Annotated in this window: 14 protein-coding genes; 3 read left to right on the forward strand and 11 right to left on the reverse strand. The window is 55.7% G+C overall.

Annotated features, from left to right (window positions below; translation table 11 throughout):
• Position 1: 1 nt before the first annotated feature.
• The 8 genes from ugpE to livK all read right to left on the reverse strand — a co-directional run bounded on the left by ugpE (position 2) and on the right by livK (position 8,284).
• Entirely contained in the window at positions 2–847 is an 846-nt protein-coding gene (gene ugpE / locus MC50_RS06640; RefSeq protein ID WP_046853388.1) for a sn-glycerol-3-phosphate ABC transporter permease UgpE, read from the reverse strand.
• The gene (gene ugpA / locus MC50_RS06645; protein WP_032690419.1) at positions 844–1,731 is read right to left on the reverse strand and encodes a sn-glycerol-3-phosphate ABC transporter permease UgpA; all 888 of its coding nucleotides are present in this window, start codon (positions 1,729–1,731) and stop codon (positions 844–846) included. Before ugpA ends, ugpE begins: the two co-directional genes overlap by 4 nt.
• Positions 1,732–1,838: 107 nt before the next feature.
• Positions 1,839–3,155 (reverse strand): sn-glycerol-3-phosphate ABC transporter substrate-binding protein UgpB, encoded by a 1,317-nt coding sequence (ugpB, locus tag MC50_RS06650; protein ID WP_032690418.1) that lies wholly within the window; start codon positions 3,153–3,155, stop codon positions 1,839–1,841.
• Between the two features lie 285 nt (positions 3,156–3,440).
• Complete coding sequence (gene livF, locus MC50_RS06655; protein ID WP_094898159.1) at positions 3,441–4,154, reverse strand: high-affinity branched-chain amino acid ABC transporter ATP-binding protein LivF; 714 nt, start codon at positions 4,152–4,154, stop codon at positions 3,441–3,443.
• A 2-nt stretch (positions 4,155–4,156) separates the two neighbouring features.
• Complete coding sequence (gene livG / locus MC50_RS06660; protein ID WP_032690417.1) at positions 4,157–4,924, reverse strand: high-affinity branched-chain amino acid ABC transporter ATP-binding protein LivG; 768 nt, start codon at positions 4,922–4,924, stop codon at positions 4,157–4,159.
• Positions 4,921–6,198, reverse strand: coding sequence for a branched chain amino acid ABC transporter permease LivM (gene livM, locus MC50_RS06665; protein ID WP_032690416.1), 1,278 nt, complete (start codon positions 6,196–6,198; stop codon positions 4,921–4,923). The genes livG and livM overlap by 4 nt, the downstream gene beginning before the upstream one ends.
• Positions 6,195–7,121 carry a high-affinity branched-chain amino acid ABC transporter permease LivH gene (gene livH, locus MC50_RS06670; RefSeq protein WP_004868550.1) on the reverse strand — a complete coding sequence of 309 codons (927 nt, stop codon included), beginning with the start codon at positions 7,119–7,121 and terminating at the stop codon, positions 6,195–6,197. Before livH ends, livM begins: the two co-directional genes overlap by 4 nt.
• 53 nt (positions 7,122–7,174) lie before the next feature.
• The gene (gene livK, locus MC50_RS06675; protein ID WP_032696920.1) at positions 7,175–8,284 is read right to left on the reverse strand and encodes a high-affinity branched-chain amino acid ABC transporter substrate-binding protein LivK; all 1,110 of its coding nucleotides are present in this window, start codon (positions 8,282–8,284) and stop codon (positions 7,175–7,177) included.
• Positions 8,285–8,706: 422 nt separating this feature from the next.
• Here livK and panM point away from each other — a divergent pair, with 422 nt between their 5' ends.
• Positions 8,707–9,096, forward strand: coding sequence for an aspartate 1-decarboxylase autocleavage activator PanM (gene panM, locus MC50_RS06685; RefSeq protein ID WP_047663544.1), 390 nt, complete (start codon positions 8,707–8,709; stop codon positions 9,094–9,096).
• Positions 9,097–9,505: 409 nt separating this feature from the next.
• On the opposite strand, the gene livJ is transcribed toward panM, so the two are convergent.
• Both livJ and MC50_RS06695 read right to left on the reverse strand, forming a co-directional pair.
• Positions 9,506–10,609 (reverse strand): branched chain amino acid ABC transporter substrate-binding protein LivJ, encoded by a 1,104-nt coding sequence (livJ, locus tag MC50_RS06690; RefSeq protein WP_094898160.1) that lies wholly within the window; start codon positions 10,607–10,609, stop codon positions 9,506–9,508.
• Positions 10,610–10,866: 257 nt separating this feature from the next.
• A complete protein-coding gene (locus MC50_RS06695) occupies positions 10,867–12,111 on the reverse strand; it encodes an aromatic amino acid transport family protein (RefSeq protein ID WP_032690412.1) in 1,245 nt (414 codons plus the stop codon).
• Positions 12,112–12,184: 73 nt separating this feature from the next.
• On the opposite strand from MC50_RS06695, the gene MC50_RS06700 reads away from it, so the two are divergent.
• Complete coding sequence (locus tag MC50_RS06700) at positions 12,185–13,189, forward strand: IS110-like element IS4321 family transposase (RefSeq protein ID WP_000427623.1); 1,005 nt, start codon at positions 12,185–12,187, stop codon at positions 13,187–13,189.
• Between the two features lie 394 nt (positions 13,190–13,583).
• Here the strand turns inward: MC50_RS06700 and MC50_RS06705 are convergent, their stop codons facing one another.
• Complete coding sequence (locus MC50_RS06705; protein WP_032690411.1) at positions 13,584–14,849, reverse strand: 4-aminobutyrate--2-oxoglutarate transaminase; 1,266 nt, start codon at positions 14,847–14,849, stop codon at positions 13,584–13,586.
• A gap of 118 nt (positions 14,850–14,967) precedes the next feature.
• On the opposite strand from MC50_RS06705, the gene pdxR reads away from it, so the two are divergent.
• A complete protein-coding gene (gene pdxR, locus MC50_RS06710; RefSeq protein ID WP_032696921.1) occupies positions 14,968–16,491 on the forward strand; it encodes a MocR-like pyridoxine biosynthesis transcription factor PdxR in 1,524 nt (507 codons plus the stop codon).
• Positions 16,492–16,516: the final 25 nt, after the last annotated feature.

Consider the following 16,516-nt stretch of genomic DNA (forward strand, 5'->3'; position numbering starts at 1 on the left):
TTTATTTCTCACTGTCCACTAAACCACGCACAAACGCCCGCTGCATGGCTAAAACGATAACGACCGGGGGAATCAGCGTCAGCAGCATCGCGGCCATCACCTGATTCCACTGCGTGGTGCCTTCTCCGGTGGCGATCATGCCTTTGATACCCGCTACTGCGGTGCCAAGATTGACGTCCTGAATAATCAACAGCGGCCACAGATATTGGTTCCAGCCGTAGATAAAGGTGATAACAAACAGGGCCGCGAGATTGGTTTTCGACAGCGGCAGCACGATGTCGCGGAAAAAGCGCATCGGTGAGGCGCCATCGATACGCGCCGCTTCAATCAGCTCGTCCGGCAGGGTCATAAAGAACTGGCGGAACAGGAAGGTGGCGGTCGCCGAGGCCATCAGCGGTAGCGTCAATCCGGCATAGCTGTCGAGCATCTTCAAATTGGCGATCACTTCCACGGTGGGAAAGATACGTACCTCAACCGGTAGCATCAGGGTAATAAAAATCATCCAGAAGAAGAGGTTACGCAGCGGAAAGCGGAACCAGACGATGGCGAATGCGGAGAGCATCGACACCACGATTTTGCCCACCGTGATGCCGAAGGCCATGATGAAGCTGTTGAGCATCATCAGCCAGAATGGCGCGCTGTTCACGCCAACGCCCTGGGTCCAGATGGTCGCCATATTTTCCAGCAGATGTCCGCCGGGAATCAGCGTCATCGGCGTCTCAAAAACGGCTTTGTTATCCAGCGTCGCGGCAACAAACGCGACATACAGCGGGAACAGGATCACGGCGATCCCCGCAATCAGCATGGTGTGGCTGAAAAGCGTCAGCCCGCGACGGTTCTCAATCATTGGTAGCGCACCTTACTTTCAACGTAGCGGAACTGAACGACCGTCAGCACAATCACCAGCAACATCAGAACCACCGACTGGGCGGCGGACGCCGACAGGTCGAGCCCGGCGAAACCTTCGCGATAGATCTTATAAATCAACGTAGTGGTTGCCTGTACCGGGCCGCCGGCGGTGGCGGCATCGATCACCGGGAAGGTATCGAAGAAGGCGTAGACCAGGTTGACCACCAGCAGGAAAAAGCTGACCGGCGCAATCAACGGCAGCGCCAGTTTAAAGAAGCGGCGAATCGGCCCGGCGCCGTCAATGGCGGCAGCCTCAACCAGCGAGCGCGGGATCGACTGCAATGCAGCGAAGAAAAACAAAAAGTTATAGCTGATCTGCTTCCACACCGAGGCAAAGACCACCAGGAACATCGCCTGGCCGCTGTTCTGCGCATGGTTCCAGTCGTAGCCCATTTCGCCGAGGAAATGGGTTATCAGCCCACGACCGGGATTAAAGAGGAAAATCCACAGTACCGCCGCCACCGCTGGTGCTACGGCATAGGGCAGCAGCATCAGGGTTTGATAAAAGCGGCTGCCGCGCACGACATAATCCACCAGCGCAGCAAAGAACAGAGAAATCATCAGCCCGCTGAAAGTCACCAGGCTACTGAACTTGATAGTGGTCCAGAACGAGTCCAGATAGTACGGGTCGTGGAACAGGGTCACGAAGTTGTCCAGGCCAACGAACTGGCTGGAAAGACCAAACGGATCGACGCTCTGTAGTGAGTACCACAGCGCTTCGCCCGCGGGCCAGATAAAGAAAATAATGGTGATAATCAGCTGCGGCGCGACCAGCACATAAGGCAGCCAGCGCGAGCGGAATACCGGACGGGATGATGACATAGATGGACTCTTTTCCAGAAATCGCCGGGTGGCAGCTTCGCCTTACCCGGCCTACACATGGCACGTCGTCGGCCCGGTGAACATAGCGCCACCGGGCATTTCAACTATTACGATTTAGTTGATTGCTCGAAGCGGCGCAGCAGTTGGTTACCACGTTCAACCGCTGAATCCAGCGCCTGTTGTGGCGTCTTCTTCCCGGTCCACACGCTTTCCAGCTCCTCATCCACAATGGTGCGGATCTGCGGCATGTTGCCCAGACGCAGCCCTTTGGTGAACGGCAACGGCGGCTTGTTCAACATCTGACGAGTGGCAATATCCGCGCCGGGATTCTTATCGTAGAAGCCCTGCTGGCGGGTCAGGTCATAAGCGGCGGTGGTAATCGGCAGGTAGCCGGTTTTCTGATGCCATTCTGCGGCGATTTCCGGTTTAGCGAGGAATTCCAGGAATTTCGCCACCCCGGTGTAAGTCTCTTTATCTTTACCCTGCATCACCCACAGGCTGGCCCCGCCGATAATGGCGTTCTGCGGCGCACCCTTCACGTCGGCGTCGTACGGCATCATCCCCACGCCGTAGTTGAACTTCGCGTACTGGCGGATATCGGCCAGCGAACCGGAAGAGGCGGTGGTTATCGCGCAGTCCCCGTTATAGAACTTCTCGGTAGACTCATCTTTACGCCCGAAGTAGCTGAAATCGCCCTTCTTGTTCATTGCTTCCAGCATGGCGATATGCTTGACCTGCTCCGGCTTGTTGAACTCCAGAACCGCATCAGTCCCGTCGAAGCCGTTGTTTTTGGTCGCCACCGGCAGGCCATGCCAGGCGCTGAAGTTTTCAATCTGAATCCAGCCCTGCCAGCCGCTGGCGTAACCGCACTTCATCCCGGCGGCTTTCAGCTTATCGGTATAGGCCGCCAGCTCTTGCCAGGTTTTCGGCGGCTGCTCCGGGTCTAAACCGGCTTTTTTGAAGGCATCTTTGTTGTAGTACAGCACCGGCGTGGAGCTGTTAAACGGCTGGGAGAGCAGATGACCACTTTTGGAATCGGTGTAGTAACCGGAAACCGTCGGGACGAACTGCGATTCATCAAACTTGATACCCGCATCGCTGAACACCTGATACACCGGCTTAATGGCTTTCGAAGCCATCATTGTCGCGGTACCCACTTCATAAACCTGAAGGATCGCCGGCGCATTGCCGGTACGGAATGCCGCAATGCCGGCACTCAGGCTCTGTTCATAGTTACCTTTGTACACCGGCGTAATTTTATAATCCGGATTGGCCGCGTTGAAACGTTGCGCCAGAGAATCAACTTCTTTACCCAACTCCCCTTCCATGGAATGCCAGAACGGAATATTGGTCACTGCCAACGCCTGACCGGCACATGCCAGGCTGAGCGCCAGTCCTAAAGCTGTATGTCGTAACGATATCATCGGTTATCTCTCTTGTTGTTCCAGATGCGCGATTTCACGCGTTTTATGTTCGCGGGGGTAACATGACATGCTCGAATTACAGAAAAATAACTTTTTTATTACAAAAAAAAGATAGTAACGCGTCAGAGAGATGGCAAGACGATGAAGGATTGGAGACAGGAAAGTGGGAGCTGAGGCACGTATAGGGGGCGGAACGGTTCCCGGGGTCGGCGCAGGCACCTCGCCCGGGTGATGAGTGCAGTTTGTCGCCCGGCCAGACCTGGCGCCGCCGGGGAAAATAACGAATTAGCCGCCCAGATAGGCGCTACGCACCGCCTCGTTAGCCAGAAGCCGCTCGCCGGTGTCTTCCAGCACGACGTGACCGTTTTCCAGCACATAGCCGCGGTCAGCCAGCTTCAGCGCCTGGTTGGCGTTCTGCTCGACAAGGAAGATAGTCATCCCCTGTTCGCGCAGCTGTTCGATGGTGTTGAAAATCTGCTGGATGATGATCGGCGCCAGTCCCAGCGAAGGTTCGTCAAGCAGCAGCAGGCGCGGCTGGCTCATCAGCGCCCGACCAATCGCCAGCATCTGCTGCTCGCCGCCGGACATGGTGCCCGCACGTTGAATACGGCGTTCAAGCAGACGCGGGAACAGTTCGTAAACCCACTTAATACGGCTCTGGAACTGGTCTCGATCGGCAAAAAAACCGCCCATCGCCAGGTTTTCTTCAACGGTCATACGTGAAAAGACGCGCCGCCCTTCCGGGACAATCGCCACCGCTTCACGCATGATTTTTGCGGTCTGCCAGTCGGTAATATCTTTCCCATCAAAGACCACTTTTCCGCTGGAAGCCCGCGGATCGCCGCACAGGGTACCCAGCAGCGTGGTTTTCCCCGCGCCGTTGGCACCGATCAGGGTCACGATTTCCCCCTGATTAATATGCAGACTGACGTTATGTAGCGCCTGAATCTTGCCGTAGTGGGCGCTTACGTTGTCAAAAGATAACATCACTTTTTCCATACTTATGCCTCACCAAGGTATGCGCGGATCACGTCCGGGTTATTGCGGATCTCTTCCGGCGTACCGTTAGCCAGCGGCGTACCCTGATTGACCACATAAATACGATCGGAAATGCCCATCACCAGCTTCATATCGTGCTCAATCAGCAGGATGGTGGTGTTGTGATGACTGCGCAGCTCGGCGATCAGCTCGTCCAGCTCTTTGGTCTCTTTCGGGTTCAGACCCGCAGCGGGTTCATCCAGCATCAGGATTTCCGGCTGGGTCACCATACAGCGGGCAATCTCCAGACGCCGTTGGTCGCCATAGGCCAGGTTACTGGCCTGGCGGTTAGCATGCTCCAGCAGGCCAATACGCTCCAGCCAGGTTGCGGCGCGATCCAGCGCTTCGCTCTGCGCGCGGCGGAAGGACGGGGTTTTCAGCAAGCCGGAGAAGACCCCGGTTTTCAGCTGCTGATGTTGCGCCACCAGCAGGTTTTCAATCACCGTCATTTCGCGGAACAGACGCACGTGCTGGAAGGTACGGACCACGCCCATCCGGGCGATCTGCTGTCCCGGCAGCCCTTCCAGGTGCTGATCGCGCAGCATGATGGTCCCGCCGGTCGGCTTATAAAAACCGGTCAGGCAGTTGAAGACCGTGGTTTTCCCGGCGCCGTTAGGGCCAATCAGCGACACGATCTCCTGCGGGCGCAGCTCCAGCGACACGTTGTTGACCGCCAGCAGGCCGCCAAAGCGCATCATCAGGCCGCTGACGGATAATAATGGCTGACTCATGCCTGCTCTCCTTTCGCCTGACCTTTTTTCAGCTTCAGCTGCGGACGCGTCATCGGCAGCAGACCCTGCGGACGCCAGATCATCATCAGCACCATCAAACCACCCAGCATCAGCATGCTGTATTCGTTGAAATCACGCATTAGCTCGCGCGATACCACCAGCAGCACCGCGGCGAGAATGACCGCAAACTGCGAGCCCATCCCACCCAGAACCACAATCGCCAGCACGAAAGCCGACTCGGCAAAGGTGAAGGATTCCGGGCTGACAAAGCCCTGGCGCGCGGCGAACAGCGTACCGGCAAAACCGGCAAACGCGGCGCTGATGGTAAAGGCGGTCAGCTTGATGCGCGTCGGGCTAAGGCCCAACGAGCGGCAGGCAATTTCGTCTTCACGCAGCGCTTCCCACGCGCGTCCCAGCGGCATACGCAGCAGGCGGTTAATCACAAACAGCGACAGCACCACCAGCAGCAGCGCCACCAGATAAAGGAAAATCACCCGATCGCCCGGGTCGTACTTCAGGCCGAAGAAGTTACTGAAAGTATCCCAGCCGCCTTCACGGGCGCTGCGGCTAAACTCAAGGCCAAACAGCGTCGGTTTTGGAATCTGGCTGATGCCGTTGGGACCACCGGTGATTTCGGTGTTATTAAGCAGCAAAATACGCACGATTTCGCCGAAGCCAAGCGTGACGATCGCCAGATAGTCGCCGCGCAGACGCAGCACCGGGAACCCCAGCAGGAAGCCCGCGGCGGCGGACACCAGCCCTGCCAACGGCAGACAGGTCCAGAAGCCAAGACCGTAATAGTGGTTCAGCAGCGCAAAGGTGTAAGCGCCGATGGCGTAGAAGCCGCCATAGCCCAGCACCAGCAGACCGGACAGCCCCACCACCACGTTCAGCCCAAGACCGAGAATGATATAGATCATGGTCAGGGTGGCGATGTCCACCGTCCCGCGCGACACCATAAACGGCCACGCCACGGCGATAACCAGCAGCGCTATCAGGAACAGCTTCTGCTTGACCGTCGAACCGTCGATAGCCGGCATAACAAACTTCGGCCCGGAGACGTTTTTCAGGGTTTTCTGGAACAGCGGACGCATCAACTGGAAGAAGAAGACCACCGCGGTGCCGATGAAGATCCACTGCCAGCGGATATCGGCGGCGGTATCCACAACCAGTTTGGTGCCATCCAGCTCCAGCTGTACGCCCATAAACACGCCAGCCAGGACAAAGAACATCGCCGCAGACAGCAGCGACATAGCAATATGCATCGGTTTCATACTTTCTCGACCTCCGGGCGACCCAGAATGCCGGTAGGCATCACCAACAGCACCAGAATCAACAGGGCAAAGGAGACGACGTCTTTATATTCCGTGCTGAGATAGGCAGACGAAAGCGCTTCGGCAATACCGAGGATCAGACCGCCGATCATCGCCCCTGGGATACTGCCGATCCCACCCAGTACCGCAGCGGTAAAGGCTTTCATCCCGGCCATAAAGCCGATATACGGGTTGATAACGCCGTAGAACTGGCCCAGCAGTACACCTGCTACCGCCGCCATTGCCGCGCCGATAACAAACGTCAGGGCAATCACCCGGTCGGTATTGATACCGAGCAGGCTCGCCATTTTGAGGTCTTCTGCGCAGGCGCGGCAGGCGCGGCCCATGCGTGAATAGCGGATAAACAGCGTCAGTGCCAGCATCGCCACAAAAGTCACGACCCAAATCACCAGCTGCATCGTGGTGACGGTCGCGGCGAAGTTTTCGCTGCTGCCGATAATCCACTGGCCGTTAAACAGACTCGGCAGCGCGATATCGCGCGAACCTTCCGTCAGGCTGACGTAGTTTTGCAGGAAAATGGACATCCCGATGGCGGAAATCAGCGCAATCAGACGCTTGGAGCTGCGCACCGGCCGGTAGGCCACGCGTTCAATGCTCCAGCCGTAGGCGCTGGCGATAATAATCGCCCCGATAAACCCGGCGGCCACCAGCAGCCAGCTGGTATCAATCCCCATCATCATGAGGGCGGCGATGATCATGAAGGAGACGTAGCTGCCAATCATGTATACCTCGCCATGGGCGAAGTTAATCATGCCGATAATGCCGTACACCATCGTATAGCCGATGGCGATCAGCGCATAGGTACTGCCCAGCGTGACGCCGTTAAACATCTGCTGCAGAAAGTAGAGAAACTGCTCGGACATAAGGTAACCTTTTTCATGCCGCCCGCTTCACGCGGGCGGTGGGATAACGCATCTTATTTTGCGACAGAGGATGATCCATCCGCATGCCACTGGAAGACACCAAACTCAAATCCCTTCAAATCGCCTTTTTCGTCCCAATTCAGCGGCCCAATCACGGTTTTCGCTCCGTGAGCTTTCAGATCTTTGATTAAGTCCAGCGGCTCCTGGCTGCTGCTTCTGTCCATCGCCTGCGCCAATGACTGCACGGCGGCGTAGGTGATCCAGACATACGGACCGCTCGGATCTTTCTTCTCTGTTTTCAGCGCCTCAACGATAGCGCTGTTCGCCGGATCCTGGTCATAGCGTTTCGGCATTGTTACCAGCATGCCTTCCGCTGCTGCGCCGGCAATATTTGACAGCGACGCGTTGCCGACACCCTCAGGTCCCATAAAGACGGTTTTCAGCCCCACGGAGCGAGCCTGACGCAGCATCTGCCCCATTTCAGGGTAGTAGCCGCCATAATAAACGAAGTCGATATTTTCTTTTTTCAGGCGCGCCAGCAGCGCGGAGAAATCTTTCTCCCCCGCGGTGATGCCATCAAAGAAGACGATATTGGCGTTGCCTTTCTTCAGGCTCTCCTGGACGGATCGCGCCAGACCTTCGCCGTACTGCTGTTTGTCATGGATGATGGCGATACGCTGCGGTTTCACTTTTTCCAGGATGTATTTGGCGGCGGTCGGCCCCTGTGCGGAGTCCAGGCCAGCCGTACGCATGATGTACTGATAGCCGCGCTGGGTCAGTTCCGGGTTCGTCGCGCCCGGAGAGATCATCAGAATGCCTTCATCTTCATAGATATCGGAGGCAGGCTGGGTAGAAGAGGAGCACAGATGGCCGATGACGTACTTGATGCCTTCATTAACAATTTTGTTCGCTACCGCAACGGCCTGTTTCGGGTCGCAGGCATCGTCGAACTCAACGCCAACCAGCTTATCGCCTTTAATTCCGCCCTGCGCGTTAATGTCTTTAATGGCCTGCCGCGCGCCGTTGAACTCCATGTCGCCCCACTGAGCTACCGGACCGGACATCGCGCCGACGACGGCGACTTTAATATCCTTAGCCATGACCGCGTGAGACATCGTCAGTGCAACGAATCCCGCAATAATGGTTTTTGCGTTCCTTTTCATGCTTCAGAACCCCGTTCGTGATGTGGTGTAAATATTTTGTATTTTTATGGTTAAAAAGCATTCTGTGCTTTTATTAAACAACGCTACTTTTACCATTATCTTTAATGGTTTAGCGATGTTTTTTGCCTGAATTGAGATTAAAATCTCTATTTTTCAGGCGATTAAGCAAAGATAATATTCTGTATTAAAGCGAAGATAAACAAAAAAAAGTCCTCTTCACAGCATAAAATAACGATACATAAGGCGGAATAAAACGCTGCACATTAGGTTAAAATTCTGCTTATTTTTCGATCCATGACGGATTGCTCTACTCTGCACTCATCAAAAGAACGAATCCCCTAATGAATGGATAAAAAACAGCGCCCCTTCCGACAGCAAATTTGGGTACACTGCCCCATCCGTTTTGACTGGACTTGTCGCGCATGAAACTGACCATTATTCGATTACCGCTTTTCAGCGATCAGGATCGCATCGACTTAGGGAAAATCTGGCCGTCGCAGGATCCCGACGATATCCCTCTGGACGATCGTCACCGAATTTACGCCGCCCGCTTTAACGAACGTCTGCTGGGCGCCGTGCGCGTCACGCTACGCGGCAATGAAGGCGAGCTCAGCGCGCTGTGCGTACGCGAAGTCACCCGTCGGCGCGGCGTCGGGCAATATTTAGTCGAAGAGGTGCTGCAGAACAATCCGCAGATCGAGCGCTGGCGGGTCAGTAATGCGGGGGTGGAAGATAACGCGGTGATGTCCGCCTTTATGCAGGCGCTGGGTTTTAGTGCGCAGCAGAGTGGTTGGGAAAGAGCGCTCCGGTAAACGCCGCATCGCCAGAGGAAAATCCCGGGTTGCGGCGTAAACGCCTTATCCGGGCTACCTCTAACCGTTGCCCCGGTAAGCGGTACGCCACCGGGGAAATTCCGGGTTGCGGCGTAAACGCCTCCCCCGGCGACCTCTAACCGTAGCCCCGGTAAGCGGAGCGCCACCGGGGAAATCCCCGGGTTACGACATCAACGCCTTCCCCGACGACCTCTAACCGTAGCCCCGGTAAGCGGAGCGCCACCGGGGAAATTCCGGGTTACGGCGTAAACGCCTTCCCCGGCGACCTCTAACCGTAGCCCCGGTAAGCGGAGCGCCACCGGGGAAATCCCCGGGAGCTGACATCAGTAACTGACCGGGGTTGAAGAACGCCGCCAACGAACCTGCGGCGCGAGAGGCGAAGGTTAAATTATTTGGCGTCGGTTGCCGTACCATCAGCATGCCAGGTAAACACGCCGAACTCGAAGCCTTTCAGGTCGCCTTTCTGATCCCAGGAGAGCGGCCCCATAACGGTATCTACAGAGTTGGCCTTCAGGTATTTCGCGATCGCCGCCGGGTCTTCGGACTGATTCAGGCCAGCCTGCAGCGACTGAATTGCCGCGTAGGTTGTCCAGACGAAGGCGCCGCTCGGATCCTGTTTCTTCGCTTTAATCGCGTCCACAATCGGTTTGTTCGCCGGGACCTGGTCGTAGTTCTTCGGTTTCGTGACCAGCATGCCTTCCGCAGACTGACCGGCAATGTTAGACAGGGAGACGTTGGCGACGCCCTCCGGTCCCATAAACTGCGTTTTCAGACCTGCCGCGCGGGACTGACGCAGAATCTGCCCCATTTCCGGGTGGTAGCCGCCGTAATAGACGAAGTCGATATTTTCTTTCTTCAGGCGCGCAACCAGGGTAGAGAAATCTTTCTCCCCGGCGGTGATGCCGTCAAAGAACACCACGTTAGCGCCGCCCTTCTTCAGACCATCCTGCACCGCACGCGCCAGACCTTCACCATATTGCTGTTTGTCGTGAACGATAGCGATGCGCTGAGGTTTGACCTTCTCGATAATGTATTTCGCCGCCGTCGGCCCCTGGTCAGAATCGAGACCGGTGGTACGCAGAATCATTTTATAGCCGCGTGCGGTCAGCTCCGGCGCTGTCGCGGCCGGGGTAATCATCAGAACGCCTTCGTCTTCATAGATATCGGACGCCGGCTGGGTAGAGGACGAGCACAAATGGCCGATAACGTACTTAATGCCATCGTTAATCACTTTGTTGGCGACGGCCACCGCCTGTTTCGGGTCGCAGGCATCATCATATTTAACGATCTGCAGCTTGTTACCTTTGATCCCACCCTTCGCGTTAATATCGGCAACCGCCTGCTCAGCACCGGTAAACTCCTGGTCACCGTACTGGGCCACCGGGCCAGACATCGCGCCAACCACGGCAATTTTGATATCTTCCGCAAACGCGGCATTGCTCATAATCAAGGCGATACATCCTGCCAGCAGCGCTTTACCCTTCATGTTCATCCTGAGGCTCCCCATTATTATGGTTTTTTGCATTTGTTGTGATGTTGTTTGTTAGCGCATTATTCTAATTAAAGTCATAAAAAAAGCATATGACGTCTACTTTGAGGTCTGCCGCCTGCGCTTTTGCAGCACACTATGCTAAACATACCGCCATTCAGGAGAATTTGAAATGACAAAATTGCGGGTTATGTAACAGATAAGTGACAAATAAAAAACCGCGTCAGGATGAACCGGACGCGGTGGAGTCAGGCGCCAGATTACCAACCGGCGGGCAGGTAGCCCAATGCGGAAGCTATCGCGTAAACAGCGCTACAAAGGTAAAGCAACACAATGAAGGTCTGGATCAGCGGATGGGTTATCAGTGCCGGACAGGTCCAGCCTGGCGTGATATCACCGCGCTGCCGGGCACCTTTGAGCATCAGAATCGGCATGATGGATAAAATCACGCCGCTGAAGACGCCGGCAAAATAGAGTGCATTCACAAATGACACCATGCCGCTGTACGCCAGAATAAATGGCGGGATAGCCACGACAGTCAGCACGATCAGGCGCTTGAGCGGTTGTTCATCGTTGCCCAGGCGGAACTGATCGAAAATATTCGTCAGGAAGCTTCCCCCCAGACCCCAGTAAGAGGTCAGCATCGCGCACAGGGCAAACAGGTTAGCCGAGAAAAAGGCCCACTCACCGAGCGCTCTGCCCCAGGAAATCGTCGCCACGTCGGAAATATTATCCAGACCGCTCAGGGCGATTACCGACAGCGGGACCAGCGCCAGCAGGCAGAAAGTCAGCCCCATTCCCACCATAATCGCTTTCGGCAATTTCTCCGGCTTATCCGCAAACCCGCGGGCCATTTCCGGAACGATATACTGCGCCGAGAAGCAGAATGCGACCACGTTGAACACCGGCACCATATATAGCCAGTTGCCGTCGAGCAGATAGCGAACCTGGGTCGTCTCTTTGAGCAGCGTCGCCGCCACCAGCACGGCGATCATGACCACCATGCCGATACTGATGAATTTCTCACCCCGCCCGATGGCCTTCAGCCCGAGATAAAGTACGCCTGCCGCCGGGATAAAAAAGAGCGCACTCCCCAGCGCCGGAGAGATACCGAACAGCGAATGCAGCAGCTTACCGCTTCCGGTCATATAGGCCGTCAACGCGCCGATGCTGTTCACGCAAACGGACAGGAACATCATCAGCGCCCCGAAGCGCCCGACATAGCGATGCGACAGCCCACTCAGCTGTAAATGTTTACGGGTACGCAGCGTCGATTCCGCGACATACAGCATGGTGACCGTCGTCAGGCTGCCGACCACCACCAGCCAGAACAACAGCGGTAAAAAGCCGGCCTTGCTGGACGCATAGGCGATAGACAGAACCCCGGCACCGATATTGGTGCCGACGATCATTGAGACCCCTTCGACGAAACTAAGGGATTTTGCAGGTACAGCGGTACGCTCCCGGCTCGTCAGAACCGAGGAAAAGGTGGAATGTTCAGACATAATATTTAATGAGATGGTCACTCCCTCCTTCCCGGTACTATGCTGAGGACAGGCTTTCATTCGGAGAACTATCATGGAAAACATTGCGCTCATTGGTATCGATCTGGGTAAAAACTCTTTCCATATTCATTGCCAGGATCGTCGCGGGAAGGCTGTTTACCGTAAAAAATTTACCCGGCCAAAGTTGATCGAATTTCTGGCGACATGCCCCGCTACAACCATCGCAATGGAAGCCTGTGGCGGTTCTCACTTTATGGCACGCAAGTTGGAAGAGTTGGGGCATTCCCCAAAGCTGATATCACCACAATTTGTCCGCCCGTTCGTTAAAAGCAATAAAAACGACTTTGTCGACGCCGAAGCTATTTGTGAAGCTGCATCGCGTCCGTCTATGCGTTTTGTGCAGCCCAGAACGGAATCTCAGCAGGCAATGCGGGCTCTGCATCGTGTCCGTGAATCCCTGGTTCAGGATAAGGTAAAAACAACCAATCAAATGCATGCTTTTCTGCTGGAATTTGGCATTAGCGTTCCCCGAGGAGCTGCCGTTATTAGCCGACTGAGTACCATTCTTGAGGATAATAGTTTGCCTCTTTACCTCAGCCAGTTATTGCTGAAATTACAACAGCATTATCACTATCTTGTTGAGCAGATTAAAGATTTGGAATCCCAGTTGAAACGAAAGTTGGACGAAGATGAGGTTGGACAGCGCTTGCTGAGCATTCCCTGCGTCGGAACACTGACAGCGAGTACTATTTCAACTGAGATTGGCGACGGGAAGCAGTACGCCAGCAGCCGTGACTTTGCGGCGGCAACAGGGCTTGTACCTCGGCAGTACAGCACGGGAGGTAGGACGACATTGCTGGGAATTAGTAAGCGAGGTAATAAAAAGATCCGAACTTTGTTGGTTCAATGTGCCAGGGTATTCATACAAAAACTGGAACACCAGTCTGGCAAATTGGCCGATTGGGTCAGGGATTTACTGTGCCGGAAAAGCAACTTTGTCGTCACTTGTGCTCTGGCAAACAAGCTGGCCAGAATAGCCTGGGCCCTAACGGCACGACAGCAAACTTATGTAGCATAACGGCAGAAATACACCGGTTTAAAGAATTACTGATCTGGTTTTGCGAATACTGATATTGATGATACTAACGGCCCACCGGCCTGTTGAGGAACCTGTAAAACGGAAAGGCTCATTGAAGCCGTATATTTTCTGGAGGTTCATCAGGCGCGGAACTCATCAAGGCGCGGGAATAAAATCCCATTCAGACGCCGGATAGATTCAAGCAAGCCAACTTGTCGTCAAAATCGGTGTTGCAAAAACGGGAGTGACCATAGATTCCGTTTTATTCCGGCGACATGCGCCGCCGGAAAAAAGGTGATATCAGGGTGATAAACCACTCACGCTGAGTATGAAAACTCATGTGCGGCATCCTGTTTTATCTGGCTTCCCTGCCGCCGCACAGGAGTCGGGCACATCATCCCTTCAGGACGCGCGCCAGAATATCCAGCGCTTTTGTAAACTGCGCATCGGGGATAGTTAACGGATACAGGAAACGGATAACGTTGCCATAGACGCCGCAGCTCAGCAGCAGCAGACCATTTTCCTGCGCCTTTTGCTGGATGTGGCGGGTGAACTCCGGTGACGGCGCGCCGGTCTGCGGATCGTTAAACTCCACGGCAACCATTGAGCCCTGCCCGCGAATATCAACGATCGCCGGGCAATACTCGCGCGCCTGATTCAGCACCTCTTTCAGGTGGCTGCCAAGCTGTTCCGCACGCTGACACAGCTGCTCTTCTTCGATGACGTCAAGGACCGCATGAGCCGCAGCGACCGCCAGCGGGTTACCGGCATAGGTGCCGCCCAGTCCGCCCGGCGCCGGCGCATCCATCACCTCGGCGCGCCCCACTACGCCAGACAGCGGGAAACCGCCGGCAAGGCTTTTCGCCATCGTCATCAGGTCCGGCTTCACATCGTAATGCTGCATGGCAAACAGCTTGCCGGTACGGGCAAAACCGGTCTGTACTTCATCGGCAATCAGCAGGATGCCGTGGGTATCGCACAGCGTACGCAGCGCCTGCATAAACTCCGCTGGCGCGACGTTAAAACCGCCTTCGCCCTGAATCGGTTCGAGGATAATTGCCGCCACCTGGTCTGGAGCGATATCGGCTTTAAAAATACGCTCAAGGCTTTTCATCGCCTCATCGGTGGTAATGCCGTGGGCAGCATTCGGGTATACCCCGTGATAGACCGAACCAGGGAACGGTCCAAAACCGATTTTGTAAGGTGCGACCTTACCGGTCAGCGCCATGGTCATAAAGGTACGGCCATGAAAACCGCCGCCAAAAGTAATCAGCCCCGGACGACCGGTATAAGCGCGGGCAATCTTCACCGCGTTTTCCACGGCTTCCGCACCGGTGGTGAAGAAAGCGGTTTTGGCCGGGCCATCAACCGGCGCCAGCGCGTTAATGCGCTCCGCCAGCGAGACATAGCTTTCGTAAGGGACAATCTGATACGCCGTATGGGTAAAGGCCTCCAGCTGCTGCGCGACGGCGGCAACAATTTTCGGGTGGCGATGGCCGGTATTGAGCACGGCAATTCCCGCAGCAAAATCAATCACCTCATTGCCTTCCACATCCCACAGCGTGGCATTCTCCGCCTTCTCAACAAAGTAATTGCACATTACGCCTACGCCGCGCGGCGTCGCCTGCTGGCGACGTTGATTCAGTTCTGAACTTTTCACCCTCGAATCTCCTGTCATGTGTGTCACGTTATCGCAACAATCTCGAAACTATGTCGTTTATTTACACAGGAGTTGGCCCTATAATCGAGTACCAATTTAGATTATCTGAGGGATCCAATTGCGTTCACTCGTCGGTGACCTTGTGCTGGTCAGATTGCAGGAGGAGACAGACCCGCTGCTGCATAAACGCTTATATAACGCGGTTCGTCGCTCAATTCTGGACGGTTCTTTAGCGCCCCATAGCCGCCTGCCCCCCTCGCGAGATCTGGCCGGGGAGCTCGGCGTATCAAGAAACACCATATTAACAACTTATGAACAATTGCAGGCGGAAGGATATGTGGTTTCCCGCCGCGGGAGCGGCACATTCGTCGCGAAAACCGGGCCGGATATTTCTCTTTCTACTGGCAACATCGCCGTAAACAGCAGCGACTTGACGGCAACCCCCTTTTTGTCCCGTCGCGGGCAACAGTTGCTCAGCCACGTCAGCGCCAGTCCGCGCCAGTGGGGAGCTTTTATCCCCGGCGTACCGGACGTCAATGCCTTTCCCCACCCGCTATTTAGCAAGATTCAGGCCCGTATCAGCCGCCGCCCGAAACCCGAGCGACTGAGCTACAGCTGTAACGGCGGTACGCCTGAACTGCAGCAGGCGTTAGTGGACTACCTTCGCGTGTCCCGGGGCGTCCACTGTCAGGCAGATCAAATTCTTATTACGGAAGGGATCCATCAGGCAATCGATCTGGTGACGCGTATGCTCTGCGATAGTGGCGATCTGGCGTGGGTCGAGGAGCCCTCCTACTGGGGGATCCGCCACGTACTGGCGATGAATGATGTGCGGGTCAATCCGATTACCGTCGATGCCAACGGCCTGTGCCCGCCGGAGACCGTTGAGGAGGCGCCGCATCTGATTTTTGTCACCCCATCGCATCAGTACCCGCTGGGGGCGGTGATGAGTCTGGAACGCCGTCAGCGTCTGTTGGCCCTGGCGCGCCAGTACGGCAGCTGGATCGTCGAGGATGATTACGATAGCGAATTTCGCTTTTCCGGCCAGCCGATTCCGGCGCTGCAGGGACTGATTGCCGACGCGCCGGTGGTCTATATCGGAACGTTCAGTAAGACCCTCTATCCGGGGCTGCGGCTGGGGTATGTCGTGTTGCCGCGCCCGCTGATTGCCGATCTGAAAAGCGCCCATGCCGAGCTCTATCGCGGCGGCCACTCGCTGATTCAGATGGCGCTGGCGGAATTCATTAACGCAGGCCATTACTCCGCTCATATCCGACGAATGCGCCTGCTGTACAGTCGCCGTCGCGCCTGCCTGACCGAGCTGATTCAGCGCTATTGCAGCCCGCAGGCGCTGTCAGATTTCAGCGATAACGCCGGTCTGCATCTGATCCTCAACCTGCCAGATGATGCTGACGATGTTACGATCGCCAGACAGGCCAACGCCCGCAATATTCTGGTGCGTCCGCTGTCACGCTACTATCTGACGGAAGAACGTAAGAAGGGGCTATTGATGGGCTTTGCCAGCCTGGCGGAAGCGCAAATGGAGCCGGCCTTCCAGATCCTGCTTGAGTGCCTGCAGACCTTGTGCCCGCAGGCGCTGGCCGTCGGGGAAGAGGCAGAAAAACAAAACGCCCCAACATAATGTGGGGCGTTATCGGGTGCCTGCG

This window comes from Klebsiella planticola, assembly GCF_000783935.2.
GTDB classification, from domain to species: domain Bacteria; phylum Pseudomonadota; class Gammaproteobacteria; order Enterobacterales; family Enterobacteriaceae; genus Klebsiella; species Klebsiella planticola.

Excerpts from the sequence above, each read along its gene's own strand:
- ugpE (WP_046853388.1), bottom strand. The coding sequence starts at position 847 with ATGATTGAGAACCGTCGCGGGCTGACGCTTTTCAGCCACACCATGCTG.
- ugpA (WP_032690419.1), bottom strand. The coding sequence starts at position 1,731 with ATGTCATCATCCCGTCCGGTATTCCGCTCGCGCTGGCTGCCTTATGTG.
- ugpB (WP_032690418.1), bottom strand. The coding sequence starts at position 3,155 with ATGATATCGTTACGACATACAGCTTTAGGACTGGCGCTCAGCCTGGCA.
- livF (WP_094898159.1), bottom strand. The coding sequence starts at position 4,154 with ATGGAAAAAGTGATGTTATCTTTTGACAACGTAAGCGCCCACTACGGC.
- livG (WP_032690417.1), bottom strand. The coding sequence starts at position 4,924 with ATGAGTCAGCCATTATTATCCGTCAGCGGCCTGATGATGCGCTTTGGC.
- livM (WP_032690416.1), bottom strand. The coding sequence starts at position 6,198 with ATGAAACCGATGCATATTGCTATGTCGCTGCTGTCTGCGGCGATGTTC.
- livH (WP_004868550.1), bottom strand. The coding sequence starts at position 7,121 with ATGTCCGAGCAGTTTCTCTACTTTCTGCAGCAGATGTTTAACGGCGTC.
- livK (WP_032696920.1), bottom strand. The coding sequence starts at position 8,284 with ATGAAAAGGAACGCAAAAACCATTATTGCGGGATTCGTTGCACTGACG.
- panM (WP_047663544.1), top strand. The coding sequence starts at position 8,707 with ATGAAACTGACCATTATTCGATTACCGCTTTTCAGCGATCAGGATCGC.
- livJ (WP_094898160.1), bottom strand. The coding sequence starts at position 10,609 with ATGAACATGAAGGGTAAAGCGCTGCTGGCAGGATGTATCGCCTTGATT.
- MC50_RS06695 (WP_032690412.1), bottom strand. The coding sequence starts at position 12,111 with ATGTCTGAACATTCCACCTTTTCCTCGGTTCTGACGAGCCGGGAGCGT.
- MC50_RS06700 (WP_000427623.1), top strand. The coding sequence starts at position 12,185 with ATGGAAAACATTGCGCTCATTGGTATCGATCTGGGTAAAAACTCTTTC.